At 55.0% G+C, this 15,966-nt stretch carries 13 protein-coding genes, 3 tRNA genes and 1 pseudogene; 7 read left to right on the top strand and 10 right to left on the bottom strand.

Going from position 1 to position 15,966, the window contains the following annotated elements; genetic code table 11:
- Positions 1-82: 82 nt before the first annotated feature.
- Positions 83-158, top strand: a tRNA-Asn gene (locus ACOTX3_RS16560).
- Between the two features lie 85 nt (positions 159-243).
- On the opposite strand, the gene ldtA is transcribed toward ACOTX3_RS16560, so the two are convergent.
- The gene (gene ldtA / locus ACOTX3_RS16555; protein ID WP_058679657.1) at positions 244-1,179 is read right to left on the bottom strand and encodes a L,D-transpeptidase; all 936 of its coding nucleotides are present in this window, start codon (positions 1,177-1,179) and stop codon (positions 244-246) included.
- A 192-nt stretch (positions 1,180-1,371) separates the two neighbouring features.
- Here ldtA and shiA point away from each other — a divergent pair, with 192 nt between their 5' ends.
- The 3 genes from shiA (at position 1,372) to ACOTX3_RS16540 (ending at position 6,004) form a co-directional block, all read left to right on the top strand.
- Complete coding sequence (gene shiA, locus ACOTX3_RS16550; protein ID WP_058679658.1) at positions 1,372-2,685, top strand: shikimate transporter; 1,314 nt, start codon at positions 1,372-1,374, stop codon at positions 2,683-2,685.
- Positions 2,686-2,758: 73 nt separating this feature from the next.
- On the top strand, positions 2,759-4,213 hold the full coding sequence (locus ACOTX3_RS16545; protein ID WP_013097832.1) for an AMP nucleosidase: 1,455 nt from the start codon (positions 2,759-2,761) through the stop codon (positions 4,211-4,213).
- Positions 4,214-4,231: 18 nt separating this feature from the next.
- Positions 4,232-6,004 (top strand): aminopeptidase P family protein, encoded by a 1,773-nt coding sequence (locus ACOTX3_RS16540; protein ID WP_058679659.1) that lies wholly within the window; start codon positions 4,232-4,234, stop codon positions 6,002-6,004.
- Positions 6,005-6,141: 137 nt separating this feature from the next.
- On the opposite strand, the gene ACOTX3_RS16535 is transcribed toward ACOTX3_RS16540, so the two are convergent.
- Positions 6,142-6,217 (bottom strand) — tRNA-Asn (locus ACOTX3_RS16535).
- A gap of 103 nt (positions 6,218-6,320) precedes the next feature.
- A complete protein-coding gene (gene emmdR, locus ACOTX3_RS16530) occupies positions 6,321-7,775 on the bottom strand; it encodes a multidrug efflux MATE transporter EmmdR (protein WP_120727113.1) in 1,455 nt (484 codons plus the stop codon).
- Positions 7,776-7,936: 161 nt separating this feature from the next.
- On the opposite strand from emmdR, the gene ACOTX3_RS16525 reads away from it, so the two are divergent.
- Both ACOTX3_RS16525 and ACOTX3_RS16520 read left to right on the top strand, forming a co-directional pair.
- Positions 7,937-8,012, top strand: a tRNA-Asn gene (locus tag ACOTX3_RS16525).
- A 54-nt stretch (positions 8,013-8,066) separates the two neighbouring features.
- The gene (locus tag ACOTX3_RS16520; RefSeq protein ID WP_029881834.1) at positions 8,067-8,399 is read left to right on the top strand and encodes a gamma-glutamylcyclotransferase family protein; all 333 of its coding nucleotides are present in this window, start codon (positions 8,067-8,069) and stop codon (positions 8,397-8,399) included.
- A gap of 49 nt (positions 8,400-8,448) precedes the next feature.
- Here the strand turns inward: ACOTX3_RS16520 and ACOTX3_RS16515 are convergent, their stop codons facing one another.
- The 4 genes from ACOTX3_RS16515 to dacD all read right to left on the bottom strand — a co-directional run bounded on the left by ACOTX3_RS16515 (position 8,449) and on the right by dacD (position 11,862).
- Positions 8,449-8,784, bottom strand: a complete 336-nt coding sequence (locus ACOTX3_RS16515; protein ID WP_010432067.1) for a DUF496 family protein — start codon at positions 8,782-8,784, stop codon at positions 8,449-8,451.
- A 168-nt stretch (positions 8,785-8,952) separates the two neighbouring features.
- Positions 8,953-10,011, bottom strand: a complete 1,059-nt coding sequence (locus ACOTX3_RS16510) for an FUSC family protein (protein WP_013097836.1) — start codon at positions 10,009-10,011, stop codon at positions 8,953-8,955.
- A gap of 92 nt (positions 10,012-10,103) precedes the next feature.
- The gene (sbmC, locus tag ACOTX3_RS16505; RefSeq protein WP_013097837.1) at positions 10,104-10,577 is read right to left on the bottom strand and encodes a DNA gyrase inhibitor SbmC; all 474 of its coding nucleotides are present in this window, start codon (positions 10,575-10,577) and stop codon (positions 10,104-10,106) included.
- 118 nt (positions 10,578-10,695) lie between these two features.
- A complete protein-coding gene (gene dacD, locus ACOTX3_RS16500) occupies positions 10,696-11,862 on the bottom strand; it encodes a serine-type D-Ala-D-Ala carboxypeptidase DacD (protein ID WP_127869095.1) in 1,167 nt (388 codons plus the stop codon).
- Positions 11,863-12,060: 198 nt separating this feature from the next.
- Between dacD and sbcB the strand changes: the two genes are divergently transcribed.
- Positions 12,061-13,497: an exodeoxyribonuclease I gene (gene sbcB / locus ACOTX3_RS16495; protein ID WP_155686931.1), complete on the top strand. Its 1,437-nt coding sequence runs from the start codon at positions 12,061-12,063 to the stop codon at positions 13,495-13,497.
- A 121-nt stretch (positions 13,498-13,618) separates the two neighbouring features.
- Here sbcB and ACOTX3_RS16490 read toward each other — a convergent pair whose 3' ends face one another.
- The 3 genes and pseudogenes from ACOTX3_RS16490 to ACOTX3_RS16480 form a co-directional block, all read right to left on the bottom strand.
- Entirely contained in the window at positions 13,619-14,977 is a 1,359-nt protein-coding gene (locus ACOTX3_RS16490; RefSeq protein WP_013097840.1) for an APC family permease, read from the bottom strand.
- On the bottom strand, positions 14,967-15,029 hold the full coding sequence (gene yoeI, locus ACOTX3_RS16485) for a membrane protein YoeI (protein WP_099458931.1): 63 nt from the start codon (positions 15,027-15,029) through the stop codon (positions 14,967-14,969). Before yoeI ends, ACOTX3_RS16490 begins: the two co-directional genes overlap by 11 nt.
- 217 nt (positions 15,030-15,246) lie before the next feature.
- A pseudogene (locus ACOTX3_RS16480) lies at positions 15,247-15,867 on the bottom strand (LysR substrate-binding domain-containing protein); the annotation flags it as partial.
- Positions 15,868-15,966 lie beyond the last annotated feature (99 nt).

Here is a 15,966-nt window from a genome sequence, read left to right as displayed (position 1 = left end):
TGTCAGCAAACAGACGCAAAACGTGGTTTCACCCTTTGACAAGGCGTACGCAGGTCGTTACTATGCGCCCCGTTCACACGATTCCTCTGTAGTTCAGTCGGTAGAACGGCGGACTGTTAATCCGTATGTCACTGGTTCGAGTCCAGTCAGAGGAGCCAAATTTGAAAAGCCTGCTTTTAAAGCAGGCTTTTTGCTTTTGTGCGTTCTGGAAAACTGCCGGGTGGCGGCTTCGCCTTACCCGGCCTACGGGACTGTAGGCCCGGTAAGCGCAGCGCCACCGGGCAAAGCAAGCTTAACCGGCATCCCGGATCGACGTTCCAGCTCAGCGCCCGCCCCCTCGTTTATTAGCTGTGCCCGCAACGCGGGGGTAATCGGCAGCGGCACTTTATTGGTTGATTCAAATTCTGCGCGGTTGCGCGACAGCGGTTCGTGCACTTCCACCCAGCGGCTGCCGTCCGGCTCCGTCGTCACTTTTACAGGCTGATCGATAAGCTGTACGCGCGTGCCTGGCGACACATTGTCGAAAAGGTATTTGATATCGTTATTACGCAGGCGAATGCACCCCTGACTGACGCGCAGGCCGATGCCGAAATTCGAGTTGGTACCGTGAATGGCATAAAGCCTGCCAATATAGAGCGCATACAACCCCATCGGGTTATCCGGCCCGGCGGGCACGAATGCGGGCAACGTTTTCCCCTCTTTCGCGTATTCACGCCGGGTGTTTGGCGTGGGCGACCAGGTTGGTCCTTCCTGCTTGCGCTCGACGGCTGTCACCCAGTTGCGTGGCGTTTCGCGCCCGGCCTGGCCAATACCAATGGGAAACACCTCAACGGTATTGCTGCCTGGCGGATAATAGTAAAGGCGCATTTCCGCCACGTTCACCACGATGCCTTTGCGAACCGTATCGGGAAGAATGAGCTGCTGAGGTACCACCAGTCGGGTACCGGATTGCGGTAAAAACGGATCAACACCGGGGTTTGCCTCCAGCATGTTGCTCAGCCCCTGCCCGAGCTGCGCGGCAAACGCTTCAAGCGGCAAGGTATTGTGGTCCGGTACGGTAATAACCTGCGCGCTGCCCACCAGCCGACTCCCGGCGGGCGGCAAAGGATAACTCACCGCCTGGACACTCTGGCTTATGAGCAAGGCAGCCAGACAGCCCAGCACATTTCTACGACGCATATTCCCTTCCTTAGTCGCTTCACTATTTGCTAAGCATAGCGTAGCCGCTTTGCATTACCCATCAGGAAATAAAATCAGTTTCCTCGTGCCGCCCGTCGCGGTAGTCTCATAGATCGCGTCGCTATGACGATGGCTTTGTGAGTAACCTTTTCTTATACCAATAAATAAAAAATCAGTGCAGACAGGACAACTATGGACTCCACCCTCATCTCCAAACGTCCCGGCGAGGGGACCCCTTGCCTTAACCGTGCCCGCCGCGCCGCCTTTGGCAGCTTCGCGGGGGCCGTCGTGGACTGGTATGATTTTTTGCTCTACGGCATCACCGCCGCTCTGGTGTTTAACCGCGAATTCTTTCCGCAAATTAGCCCCGCCATGGGCACGCTCGCCGCGTTTGCCACCTTTGGCGTCGGCTTCCTGTTCCGCCCGCTGGGCGGGGTGATCTTCGGCCACTTTGGCGACCGACTTGGCCGCAAACGCATGCTGATGCTCACCGTCTGGATGATGGGGATCGCCACTGCGCTCATCGGTATTTTGCCGTCGTTTGCCACGATTGGCTGGTGGGCTCCGGTACTGCTGGTCACCCTGCGCGCCATTCAGGGCTTTGCCGTGGGCGGCGAATGGGGCGGCGCGGCGCTGTTATCGGTCGAAAGCGCACCGAAAAATAAGAAAGCGTTCTACAGCAGCGGCGTGCAGGTTGGGTACGGCGTGGGTCTGTTGCTCTCCACCGGGCTGGTGTCGCTTATCAGTCACTTCACGACCGATGAGCAGTTTCTGAGCTGGGGCTGGCGCATTCCCTTCATCTTCAGCATTGTACTGGTTATCGCCGCGCTGTGGATCCGTAACGGAATGGAAGAGTCCGCCGAGTTTGAACAGCAGCGGGAAAACCCCGTTGCCAGAAAACGGCTGCCGGTGATGGAGGCGCTTGTAAGTCATCCTGGCGCTTTTCTGAAAATTATCGCCCTGCGCCTGTGCGAGCTGCTGACGATGTATATCGTCACCGCGTTTGCCCTGAACTATTCCACGCAGAACCTCGGCCTCCCCCGTGAGCTGTTCCTGAATATCGGTCTGCTGGTGGGCGGGATCAGCTGTCTGACAATCCCCTGCTTCGCCTGGCTTGCGGATCGGTTTGGCCGCCGCCGCGTCTATATTACCGGTGCGCTGATTGGCTCCCTCAGCGCCTGGCCGTTCTTTATGGCGCTGGAGGCACAGTCGGTCTTCTGGATAGTCTTCTTTGCCATTATGCTCGCCAACATTGCCCACGACATGGTGGTCTGCGTGCAGCAACCGATGTTTACCGAACTGTTCGGCGCAAGCTACCGCTACAGCGGGGCGGGCGTAGGATACCAGGTGGCGAGCGTCGTGGGCGGCGGATTTACGCCGTTTATTGCCGCCGCGCTGGTGACGTTCTCCGGCGGAAACTGGCACAGCGTGGCAGGCTACCTGCTGGCAGGCTGCCTGCTGTCGGCCGCCACGGCGCTGGTGATGAAAGAGACACACCATCCCTGATCTCCCTTTTGTTTCACAGGCGTGTGACATACTATCGGGTATAGCAGCACACCTGTGGAACAAGGAGACAGACATGAATAATAAGGGCTCCAGCCTGACCCCGGCTCAGGCACTGGAAAAACTCGACGCGCTGTACGAACAGTCCGTCAATGCGCTGCGCAGCGCCATCAGTGAGTACATCGAAACAGGGAAACTTCCCGACGAAAAGGCCAGAACCCAGGGCCTTTTTGTTTATCCATCGCTCTCTGTCACCTGGGACGGCAGCGCCAGTACCACGCCAAAGACCCGTGCCTACGCGCGTTTTACCCACTCCGGCTGCTACAGCACCACCGTGACCCGCCCTGCATTGTTTCGTCCTTATCTTGAGGAGCAACTCACTCTGCTCTATCAGGATTACGGCGCACACATTGCCGTTGAGCCATCACAGCATGAAATCCCCTATCCGTACGTGATTGACGGTTCGGCGTTAACGCTCGATCGCTCCATGAGCGCAGGGCTGACGCGCCATTTCCCGACGACCGAGCTGTCGCAGATTGGCGATGAGACCGCCGACGGCATTTATCATCCGGCAGAGTTTTCCCCCTTGTCGCATTTTGACGCCCGCCGTGTGGATTTCTCCCTGGCGCGCCTGCGTCACTACACCGGGACGCCAGCCGAGCATTTCCAGCCGTTCGTGCTGTTTACCAACTACACCCGCTATGTCGACGAATTTGTCCGCTGGGGCTGTAGCCAAATCCTTGACCCGGAGAGCCCTTATATCGCCCTCTCCTGTGCCGGCGGGATCTGGATCACCGCTGAAACCGAAGCGCCTGAGCAGGCTATCTCCGATCTGGCATGGAAGAAGCACCAGATGCCAGCCTGGCACCTGATCACCGCCGACGGCCAGGGCATTACGCTTATCAACATCGGTGTGGGTCCGTCAAACGCCAAGACCATCTGCGACCATCTGGCGGTGCTGCGCCCGGACGTCTGGCTGATGATTGGTCATTGCGGTGGGTTGCGTGAAAGCCAGCTGATTGGCGACTACGTGCTGGCCCACGCCTACCTGCGTGATGACCACGTGCTTGACGCCGTGCTCCCGCCGGACATCCCGATCCCAAGCATTGCCGAAGTGCAGCGCGCGCTGTATGACGCCACCAAAGAGGTGAGCGGCATGCCGGGTGAAGAGGTCAAACAGCGTCTGCGTACCGGCACGGTCGTCACGACAGATGACCGTAACTGGGAGCTGCGTTACTCCGCCTCTGCCCTGCGCTTCAACCTGAGCCGCGCGGTGGCGATTGACATGGAAAGCGCCACCATTGCCGCTCAGGGTTATCGCTTCCGTGTGCCTTACGGTACGCTGCTGTGCGTTTCCGATAAACCGCTGCACGGTGAAATCAAGCTTCCGGGACAGGCAAACCGGTTCTACGAAGGGGCTATCTCCGAACACCTGCAAATTGGCATTCGCGCCATTGATTTGCTGCGGGCAGAAGGTGACCGGCTGCACTCACGCAAGCTGCGTACCTTTAACGAACCGCCATTCCGCTGATAACAATAAGGAAAAATAATGCACACCCCATCACCGTTATCGGCCCTGCGTCAGTGGCTACAGGAAAATAAGCTCGACGGGATGATCGTCCCGCGCGCAGATGCCTGGCAGAGCGAATACTGCGCGCCGTATGATGAAAAACTGGCCTGGCTGACCGGCTTCGATGGCTCGGCGGGGCTGGCACTGGTGCTAAAAGACAAGGCTCTGCTCTTTGTCGATGGCCGCTATCAGGTTCAGGCCCGCGTGCAGGTCAATATGGATGAAGTAGAGATCCATCATCTGCACAACGAGCCGCTGGCACAATGGCTGACGGCCAACGTTGAGGCTGGCACGCGGATTGGTTTTGAAGCGCTGCTGATGACCAATGCCGATTATGAGACGCTATCTGCGACACCGTGTGAGATGGTGCCGCTTAACCAGTCACCGTTTGATACGTTATGGACCGATCGCCCTGCCGCTCCGGCGGGGCTTATCCGCGAGATGCCCGTTGAAATCAGTGGTGAAAGCAGCGCAGATAAACGTCAGCGCGTCGCCGCCGTGCTGGCCGCCAACAATGCCGATTATCTGGCCGTGTCCCTGCCGGATAACATCGCCTGGCTGCTTAACGTGCGCGGTTCAGATATTCCCACCAGCCCGGTTCCGCTCTCTTTTGCCCTGCTCAGTCGGGACGGTAGCGTTGAGTGGTTCGTTAACGACAATAAGCTAAGCAACCTGCCTGATAGCGTGCGAAACGCTTTCACCATTGCGCCGCAGGATGCCTTTATTGAACGCTGCCAGCGCCTTTCTCACGGTAAACGGGTGATGGTAGATGCCGATTCAGCGCCGGTGGCTCTGCGTTTTGCCATTGAGCCACACGGTGACATTCTCTGGCGCACCGACCCCATCACGCTGATGAAGGCCAATAAAAATCCGGTAGAACTGGCGGGTTACCGGGAGTGTCATCATCAGGACGGTGCCGCGTGGGTCAATTTCCTGGCCTGGCTGAGCCGTGAAGTGCCCGCACGTGCGGCAGCAGGTCAGCCGCTGACCGAGCTGGAGGCCCAGGCACAGCAACTCGCGTTTCGCGAGCAGCAGCCTGGCTTTATTGAGCAGAGTTTTGCGACCATTTCGGCCTCGTCCAGCAATGCGGCGATGTGCCACTACCACTCAAGCGAAGCCAGCAACAAACCCATCGGCCATGACCACTTTTATCTGAATGATTCTGGTGGTCAGTATCATAATGGTACCACTGACGCCACACGTACCCTGGCGTGGGGCAAGGTCAGCCCGCAGCAGCGATTACATTACACCGCCGTGCTGAAAGGCTTTCTGTCGCTGATTACCCTGCAGTTCCCGTCCGGCACCCAGGGGCATCAGCTGGATGCCTTCGCGCGTCGGCCGCTGTGGGAGATGGGGCTGGATTTCGATCACGGAACGGGCCATGGCGTGGGTCATCAGTTGCTTATCCATGAGAACCCGCATCGCATCGCTAAAAAGGTCAACCCGTGGCCGCTGGTGGCGGGCAATATTATGACTATCGAGCCGGGATACTATCTGGCGGATAGCCATGGGATCCGCATTGAAAATCAGGTGGAGATTGTGGAAAGCTCTCCAGGATTCTGCAAATTTGCCTCGTTGACGCTGATCCCAATCGACCTCAGCCAGGTCGAACTCAATCTGTTAAACGAGCAGGAAAAGCAGTGGCTGGATGAGTATCATCAACAGGTGCGCGAAGCGCTGTCCCCGCTGGTGGAGAGCGACGCGCGTCCGTGGCTGGTGGAGGCGACGGCACCGATTCGTGTGAAACATTAGTGCGGTTTATTGCCGGGTGGCGGCTTCGCCTTACCCGGCCTACTCGTCCGTAGGCCCGGTAAGCGCAGCGCCACCGGGCAATTTTAACCTGCTGCACAAAAGCAAAAAGCCTGCTTTAAAAGCAGGCTTTTCAAATTTGGCTCCTCTGACTGGACTCGAACCAGTGACATACGGATTAACAGTCCGCCGTTCTACCGACTGAACTACAGAGGAATCGTGTGAACGGGGCGCATATTATCGATGCTACCCGGTGTTGTCAAAGGCAGAATGCAGATTTCCGATCGTTTGCCGATTTATTCAACATTTCGCACATTTGTCAGGCATTGTGCCGCGGATATTTCCAGAGCCAGCGCCCACTTACCATACGCCAGTAGAACAATGCCCCACGCACGGCCCAGTCAAGGAACATCCCCAGCCAGACCCCGACGACCCCCATACCGAGCATGACACCCAGCGTATAACCCGCTACCACGCGGCAACCCCACATGCCGAGCATAGACACCCACATCGCAAAGCGGGCATCGCGTGCCCCTTTTAACCCGGCAGGCAGTACCCAGGACGCCGCCCAGATCGGCATAAAGGCCGCGTTGAGCCAAATCAGGATCTTAACGACCTCTTTAACATCATCTTCGTGGGTATAGAACGAGGCCATCAACCCGGCAAAGGGCGCGCTCCCCCACGCAATTATCGTCAGACCTATGGTCGACAGCCAGAAGACATGGCGCAGCTGCCGCTCCGCCTGCCCTATCTGCCCTTTGCCAAGCCGTTTACCGGTGATGATGGTGGAGGCCGACCCTAAGGCGTTACCCGGCAGGTTAATCAGCGAGGCGATGGAGAAGGCAATAAAGTTACCGGCAATCACATCTGTCCCCATACCGGCAACAAACATCTGGGTAAGCAGTTTACCGCCGTTGAACAGTACCGACTCGATACTGGCAGGAATACCAATCCCCATCACTTCCCAGATAATGGCGAAGTTAAAGGGTCGGAAGTAGCTTTTTAACGTGAGGCGCAGCGATGGCGTGATCCCCGCCATCAACACCCCGAGGATGGCTGCCGCACCAATGTAGCGGGAGATAGTCAGCCCCAGGCCTGCACCAACAAACCCCATCCCCTCCCAGGAGAAAACACCGTAGATCAGGACGCTACTGATCATGATATTCAGGATGTTCATTCCGCCGTTGATCAGCAGCGGAATTTTTGTGTTGCCCGCCCCGCGCAGCGCGCCGCTACCGATCAGCGCGATAGCCGCAGCAGGATAGCTTAAGACCGTCATTTCCAGATAGGTCAGCGCCAGATCCTTAACTTCATTCGTCGCTTCACCCGCAACAAAGTCGATAATCTCTTTGCCGAAATAATGAATCACCGCCGCCAGGATGATCGAAAAAAGGGTCATGATCATCAGCGACTGCCGGGCGGCTTCGCGGGCACGCTTCGGATCCAGCTTGCCCAGGCTAAAGGCCACCACCACCGTGGTACCAAGATCGATAGCGGCAAAGAAAGACATCACCACCATATTAAAACTGTCCGCCAGCCCGACCCCGGCCATCGCCTCTTTACCCAGCCAGCTCACCAGGAAGGTGCTTAACACCCCCATCAGCAGAACGCAGGTATTCTCCAGAAAAATAGGTACGGCAAGCGGGGTGATTTCACGCCAGAACAGAACACGATAACTTTTACGTTTTGCATACCATGGCGTGCGCATAATCGCCTGGCGGAGAGTGGCAGTAACGTTCAAAATGGACCTTAGCGAGAAAAGTTGAAACTCCATTTCAAATGATGGGGGAGAAAAGCTCATCCTGCAAAGTATTTTCCATAAAAAGATGTCTGGATTTGCAACAAACTGATGACAGAATCGGCAATCGATCGCTAATCACTAAGATCAGGTTTGACAAAAGTTTTTTCGCCGCTAAGATAAGCCTCCACAACGATTCCTCTGTAGTTCAGTCGGTAGAACGGCGGACTGTTAATCCGTATGTCACTGGTTCGAGTCCAGTCAGAGGAGCCACATTCTGAAAAGCCCGCTTTTAAAGCGGGCTTTTTGCTTTTCTGGTGAGGAAAAATGGACTCTTTGTTTGTCTACGGTACGTTACGCCCGGGCCATTCAAATGCACATATTCTCGAAAGCATCGGCGGTGAATGGCAGGCCGGTTTTGTCACCGGGACATTTTATGCGCGTGGCTGGGGCGCTGCGGCAGATTTTCCGGGTATCGTGCTGCACGCCGATGGCCCGCGCGTTGAGGGTTATCTGTTTATCTCCAGTAACCTTGAGGCACACTGGCCGATGCTGGACGAATTTGAAGACGGCTACGATCGGGTCGAGGTCATGGTGACCACCGCCGAAGGTGACCAGGTTAAGGCCTGGATCTACCAGCTTCAGCCGCGCTCTGCGTAATAAAAAAGGCTCTCTGTCACCAGAGAGCCTTTTTTGCAATCAGCAGCGATTATTCGCTTTTGGCTTCAGCGTTTTTGATTTCGCCCATCACTTTCAGCTTTTTGGAGATGTCACGACGCTCTTTAGACAGCTCAGCGTTTTTGATGATGTAGTCATCAACGCGGTCTTCGTAGTCGCTCTTCATGCTGGCGATGATGCCCTGAATAGCTTCAACGCTCATACCTGGCTTAATGTAGTCGCTCAGGTTATCCAGCAGCAGAACACGTTTCTGGTTGTCACGGATCTTCTTCTCAACGTCCTGGATTTCACGCTGCAGTTTGTTTTTGCGGCGGAACAGGCGGACGAATTCCAGAACATCCTGGAACGAAGGCTTGGTAGTTTCCATTTTTACACCCCTGATAATGTGAGATTCGGATTCGTTAAAGCAACCGTTGTAACAATAACCTTACTGACAGCGGCTGCGAATGACAATGAGTATATCGTTTAAAACTATCATAACCCCAATTGATGCTGAATCGAAGCAGCAGCCGTCACATATGGCGATAGCTGCTCTTTATTTGCGCAGTGCGCGGCAAATGAGATGCGACAGCAACTCAAGCTGACGCGCCAGTTCCATGCTCAGCCAGACGTAACCATGGATTGGGGTTTCCGCTACGTTATCGCCCTGTCGCTCGTTGATCAGCTGTTTCAGTTCGGCAACGATCTCATTCAGACGCTCGCTGTTTGCGAGGATGGGCTGCGGGTTACCTTCATAAAGGGCATGAGCGATGGTCAGCAGGGTTTGCTGCGTCATCTGCTGCGTCTCCTTCAGCGTTTGCGCGTTCAGCATTAACAGATGGCTGGGGCGCGAGGCCCAGTGCGCGTTGATTTGCAGTTCAAGCATGCAGACCAGATTGCGGCTCACGGTCTGGATAGCTTCGAAAATCGATTTCTGAATATGGGTCTCTTTGCTGGCAGGGGTAATCAGACCGCGCATTTTGACCACGTCATTAAGGATCTGCTGAAGGTGCTTCTCCAGCCGGGGACGTTCGACAAGATTAGGTGAAAAACCGGCCTGGTAGACGCGGTTAAAAGCGGTGACGTAATTTGCCATCTGAATGCGCCAGTGCAGGAAAGCGCGCTGCGGCCAGATACCAGTGAAAAGCATCGCCAGCAGTGAACCAAGGATAACATCCCCGCTTCGCCACAGTGCCGTGGTCATATCACCCGCTGGCGCGCCGACCACCACCGCGAGGGTGATACCAATCAGCAGCGCCTGATAGGGCTTTTTACCCAGCGCCAGCCAGCCGCAGAGGAACATGGCGACACCGCACCAGGCCAACATCACCGGAAATGAAATAAGCTCCAGCTTCAGGGCAATCAACCCAAGGGCTGAACCAAAAACCGTACCGCCAATGCGCTCGAAGGCACGCGGGACAACGTTCCCCCAGAACGAGATAGGCCCCATGACCACCACCAGCGTGATCAGCGGCCACGTTCCTTCAGGAACATCCAGTAAACGGACCAGCACAAACGTCAGAACGAATGCCAGCGCGATACGGCACCCATGAACCACGCGGTAGTGTTTATACAACCGAATTTCAAAAGACGTTAATGATTTGTCGGGACGCACACCCGCTCTCCAGCTACACGGCAAATCACAATTGTACTGTGTTTTCAGCCGGGCGGATCACACCCGGCTGAAAAACCCTGTATTTAACAGGACTACCCCGCTTTATGCTCTACGGCGATAAACATTTCGATGTCCCAGTACCCGTCGGCGTTGCCATCATTGAGATAGCGCTCGAAGCACGGTTTCAGAGCCATCTGGAATTTGTTGTCCTGCAAAAGGGAGTTAAAGAACTGGTACCACGGCGTGGCGAAGTCGTAGTTTTCAACACGTGCTTTCGCGACGGCGTAATCTCCGGCCGCAATTTCCGTCATCATCACCCCTTCGCTGTTTTCCGGGATAACGAAATCATCCGGTACCGTAACGGCCGTATCGCAGCGCAATTTTTCTGCCGGGACTTCGTCCGGGTTATCGTAATAAACCGCAACCCACTCCAGCGGCTGAATGTGTCGGCCATCGACCCACATGACCAGCTGTTCAAAGCCCTGTTTTACCGTGTGTTCCCATGGCCCGACCAGGTGAAAACCGGCAATCTTACGTTTCTTTTCCTGCCTGATGCTGTAGTCCATACTGCCTCCGTTTATCACTGTATATTTATACACTATAAAGCAGAATTTCTATAATCGGCAATCAAGGAGTATTTATTATGTGAGCAGACTCGCAACCCTGCCAGTCTGCCCAGAAAGGTTAGATTTTGTGGTGCAGATAATCACTCAGACGGGAGAAAAGGCCACCTTTATCAACACGCTCCAGCGTCACCAGCGGCCAGTGAGCGACCACTTTATCGCGGTCGTATAACTGGATCTCGCCTACCCGCTGATGGGCGGCTATCGGCGCTTCCAGCTCTTTTGTATCCAGCACGTATTTTGCCTTGATGTTCGGTACTTCTGCTTTCGGTAATGCCAGCCAGAAATCCTGGTCGGTGCCCAGGTTCACCTGTTCCTTATCGCCGTACCAGATCCGCTCGGTGCCCACTTTTTTACCGTTGTGCAGGATCTGCACGGTATCAAAATTCTGTTGTCCCCAGTGCAGCAGTTTACGGGCCTGATCCTCACGCCCTTTCGGACTGTCAGCCCCCATCACCACGGCGATCAAGCGACGCTGACCGTCCACGGCGGAAGCAATCAGGTTAAATCCGGCCCCTGACGTGTGCCCCGTTTTCAGACCATCCACGTTCATGGTCTTATCCCAGAGAAGACCGTTACGGTTTTGCTGCGTGATCCCATTCCAGGTCAGGCTCTTTTCGCTGTACATGTGGTAAAACTCAGGCTCGCCGTGGATGATGGCTCTGGACAGCACGGCCAGGTCATACGCGGAGCTGTGTTGGCCTGGGGCATCCAGACCATGAACGGTTTCGAAGTGCGTATCGCGCAGATTCAGCTTTTGCACATAGTCGTTCATCATCTTCACGAACTGCGGCTGGCCACCGGCCACGTGATCCGCCAGCGCCACACAGGCGTCGTTACCAGAATCAACAATCAGACCGCGGCTGAGGTCGCGCACAGAAACGCGGTCACCCTCTTTCAGGAACATCAGTGACGAACCGTCAAATACCGGGTTACCTTTTGCCCACGCGTCGCGCCCGACGGTGACAATGTCATCCGGGGAAATGCGGTGGCTATCAATAGCGCGGTCAACAACGTAGCCGGTCATCAGCTTGGTGAGACTCGCCGGATTGCGTTGTTGATGTTCGTTGCCCGCCGTTAAGATTTGACCCGTAGTGTAATCCATCAGTACCCAGGAGCTGGCCTGAATGGCCGGAGGCTGCGGCGAAAAATCCAGCGGATCGGCCGCAAAAGCAGATGAGACACTCGAAGCGAGTAAAGAAACAGCAATAAACAGACGGCGTTTCAACGGTATATCCTCAGGTCATTAAAAATCGATGACCTTTTTACGGGAGTTCTGGTGTCGTTACCTGGCTTAATTGCAAAAAAATGTGACAGGAAGCATGTTTTTCCCGGAACCACGCTCGCAAATTTGCGGTATGACGGCGCTTTTTATTCGGTCTGTCCCTCACGATCGTTTACCATAGTGACGTCACTTTTTAACAGGATGGTATTACTGGTGTCTGACTCTGCCGCACGCCCGACTTTTTTATTCCACGACTACGAAACCTTTGGCACCCACCCGGCGCTGGACCGACCGGCGCAGTTTGCCGCCATCCGTACTGACGACGAATTCAATATTATTGGTGAGCCAGAGGTCTTTTACTGCAAACCTGCCGATGACTACCTGCCGCAGCCCGGCGCGGTCATGGTCACGGGGATAACGCCCCAGGAAGCGCGGGAAAAAGGCGTTAACGAGGCAGAGTTCGCCCGCCGTATCCACGATCTGTTCACCGTTCCCCATACCTGCGTGGTCGGGTATAACAATATCCGTTTCGATGATGAAGTGACGCGCAACATCTTCTACCGCAACTTCTACGATCCCTACGCCTGGAGCTGGCAGAACCGCAATTCGCGCTGGGATTTGCTGGATATCATGCGCGCCTGTTATGCGCTGCGTCCGGAGGGGATTAACTGGCCAGAGAACGAAGACGGATTGCCAAGCTTCCGGCTGGAGCACCTGACGCGCGCCAACGGCATTGAGCACAGTAATGCCCACGACGCGATGGCCGACGTCTACGCCACCATTGCCATGGCGAAGCTCGTTAAAACCGCACAACCACGCCTGTTTGAGTATCTGTTGAGTCATCGCAGTAAGCAGAAACTGATGACGCTGATTGATGTGCCGCAGATGAAACCGCTGGTGCATATCTCCGGCATGTTTGGTGCCTGGCGCGGCAACACCAGCTGGGTGGCACCGCTGGCCTGGCATCCGGATAACCGTAACGCGGTCATCATGGTGGATTTAGCCGGGGATATCTCCCCGCTGCTGGAGCTCGACAGCGATACCTTGCGTGAGCGCCTCTATACCCCGAAAGATGCGCTGGGAGACCTGCCCGCGGTGCCGGTCAAACTGGTGCATATCAATAAATGTCCCGTGCTGGCGCAGGCCAATACGCTGCGCCCGGAAGATGCCGACAGGCTCGGGATCAACCGCCAGCACTGCCTGGATAACCTTAAAATACTGCGCGAAAATCCGCAGGTGCGCGAGAAAGTCGTCGCCATATTTGCCGAAGCCGAGCCATTCGTGCCGTCCGAAAATGTGGATGCGCAGCTGTATAACGGCTTCTTCAGCGATGCCGACCGTGCTGCGATGAACATCGTCCTGCAAACCGAACCGCGTAACCTGCCCGCGCTGGACATCACCTTTGCGGATAAACGCATTGAGAAGCTGATATTTAACTACCGCGCGCGTAACTATCCCGGCACGCTGGATGAAGCTGAGCAGGAACGCTGGCTGCAGCATCGTCGTAATGTGTTTACGCCTGAATATCTGCACGGCTATGCGCAGGAGCTGGAGATGCTTTATGGCCAATACGAAGGGAATGAAGAGAAGCAGGCGCTGCTGAAAGCACTGTTCAAGTACGTACAAGAGATAGTCTGAAATTCAACGATAAAAAAACCGGAGGCGATGGTCTCCGGTTTTTTTTGCCCGATGGTGCTGCACTTACGCGGGCCTACGGGTTTTGTCGGTCGGGTAAGCGTAGCCGCCACCCGACACGGTATTACGCAACGTCTTCGTACTGAGGAACCGGGTTACGGAAGCTCTTCGTCACGCAGGCCAAGTAAACCAGACCAATACCACCCCAGATCAGGCCCAGAATCATAGAGCTCTCTTCCAGGTTAATCCACAATGCACCGACCGTCAGCGCACCGCACATTGGCAGAACCAGGTAATTGAAGTGGTCTTTCAGCGTTTTGTTGCGCTTCTCACGGATCCAGAACTGCGAGATCACGGAGAGGTTAACAAAGGTAAAGGCCACCAGCGCACCAAAGTTAATCAGTGCCGTTGCCGTCACCAGGTCAAATTTAATGGCCATCAGGGCGATTGCGCCAACCAACAGCACGTTCCACGCCGGAGTACGCCATTTCGGATGAACGTAGCCGAAGAAACGGGTTGGGAACACACCGTCACGACCCATTACATACATCAGGCGAGAAACCCCAGCATGCGCAGCCATACCAGAAGCCAGAACGGTAACGCTGGAGAAGATCAGTACGCCCCACTGGAAGGTTTTCCCTGCTACGTACAGCATGATTTCAGGCTGTGAAGCATCCGGCTCTTTGAAACGAGAGATATCCGGGAAGTAGAGCTGCAGGAAGTAGGAGGCACCAATGAAGATCATGCCACCAATCAACGCAGTCAGGAAAATGGCTCGTGGGATCACGCGTTCTGCATCTTTGGTCTCTTCAGACAGAGAAGAGATACCGTCGAAGCCCAGGAACGAGAAGCACAGAATAGTCGCACCGGTGATCATCGGCACCACATGTGCCCCTTCAGACCAGAACGGACGAGAGCTGACCAGCGTGCCCGCGCCTTCACCGTGAGAAACACCGTATATGATCAAACCCACAATAACCGCAACAATACCCATTTGCAGAATAACAATCAGGGTGTTGAAGTTCGCCACGGTCTTAATGCTGCGCAGGTTAGAGATGGTCATAAAGGCCACTAACGCAACAACAAAGAGCCACGACGGTACGGAAGGTACCAGCGCTTCGAAGTAAATTTTTGCCAGCAGAATGTTGATCATCGGCATGAACAGGTAGTCCAGCAGCGATGACCAGCCCACCATAAAGCCAACCGCCGGGCTAATGGATTTCTGGGCATAGGTGTAGGCAGAGCCTGCAGACGGGAAACGGCGAACCAGTTTACCGTAGCTCAGCGCTGTAAAGAGAATAGCGACCAGTGCAAAGGCATACGCCGTTGCCACATGACCGTCAGTAAGGCCTGATACGATACCGAATGTATCGAACAGCGTCATTGGTTGCATATAGGCAAGGCCCATCATAACAACCGGAATCAACGTAAGTGTTTTACGTAATTCCACGCGAGAGGTGTTTGGAGTTGCGTTATGCGACATAGTTATTCTCCTTTACGGTGATAACCGCCACGTAAGCGAAAAATTGCCCCATTTCTTTCTTCCTCAGCGACAACAACTGTCGGATTTTAGTAAATATCTATCCGGTACGAAGCCCGGCCTCTTGGTTTTTAGTTTCGTTTCATACATGCAAAAAAAAATAACCGACGCCTTTTATATCGTCGATTATTCCTTTGGTTGCTGCGGCGCATTTTGCCCCACATCAGATACAAAACGCAATACTTTACAAAGGCATTGTAAATATTCCTGCGCTAACTGGCTGATTTGTGGACGCTGCTCTGCGTATAGACAGCGGCGATAGCACTATTTGCTAAAATTTCGTCCCGCCACCAGGCGCTGGCTAACCCCGCCGTTTGTTCATTCCAGCCAACCCAGACAGATTCATTACTGCTTTGAGCCAGGACCTGTTTTTCAATCAGCGCGCCGCTATCAAGAAATCGCTACGCCAGATAGCGAGGTAAATAGCCGCAACCCAGCCCACTGATTTGCAATTCCAGCTTGGTTTTAAAATCAAAAACGGTAATGGCCTCCTGCTCATCAAGCAGCTGCGACGATACGGCACATTCCGGCCGTGAACTGTCGCCCACCACAATGGCACGGTAACCTTTAATAACGCGCCGGTTAATGGGCTCAGGCTCCCGGGCCAGCGGATGATGCGGAGCAACCGCGAAAACTTGCTCAAGTATCCCGAGGCGGGCAAACCCAAAATCGCTCAGTTGAGGAGGTTCATGTAATGCGCCGACGATGATATCCGCCCTCCCCTGAACCAAGGCCTCCCAGGAGCCGCCCAGTACACCATTAATAAAAATCAGGCGGGTCACGCTGTGGCGCTGATAAAACGCTTCAATTAGCGGCGTCAGCAGGGAAAACGGAATCTATGGTCACTCCCGTTTTTGCAACACCGATTTTGACGACAAGTTGGCTTGCTTGAATCTATCCGGCGTCTGAATGGGATTTTATTCCCGCGCCTT

Origin of the sequence: Enterobacter cloacae complex sp. IR5384, assembly GCF_049237265.1 — a bacterium.
GTDB lineage: Bacteria > Pseudomonadota > Gammaproteobacteria > Enterobacterales > Enterobacteriaceae > Enterobacter > Enterobacter cloacae.
This window is presented reverse-complemented; position numbering and strand designations above follow the sequence as displayed.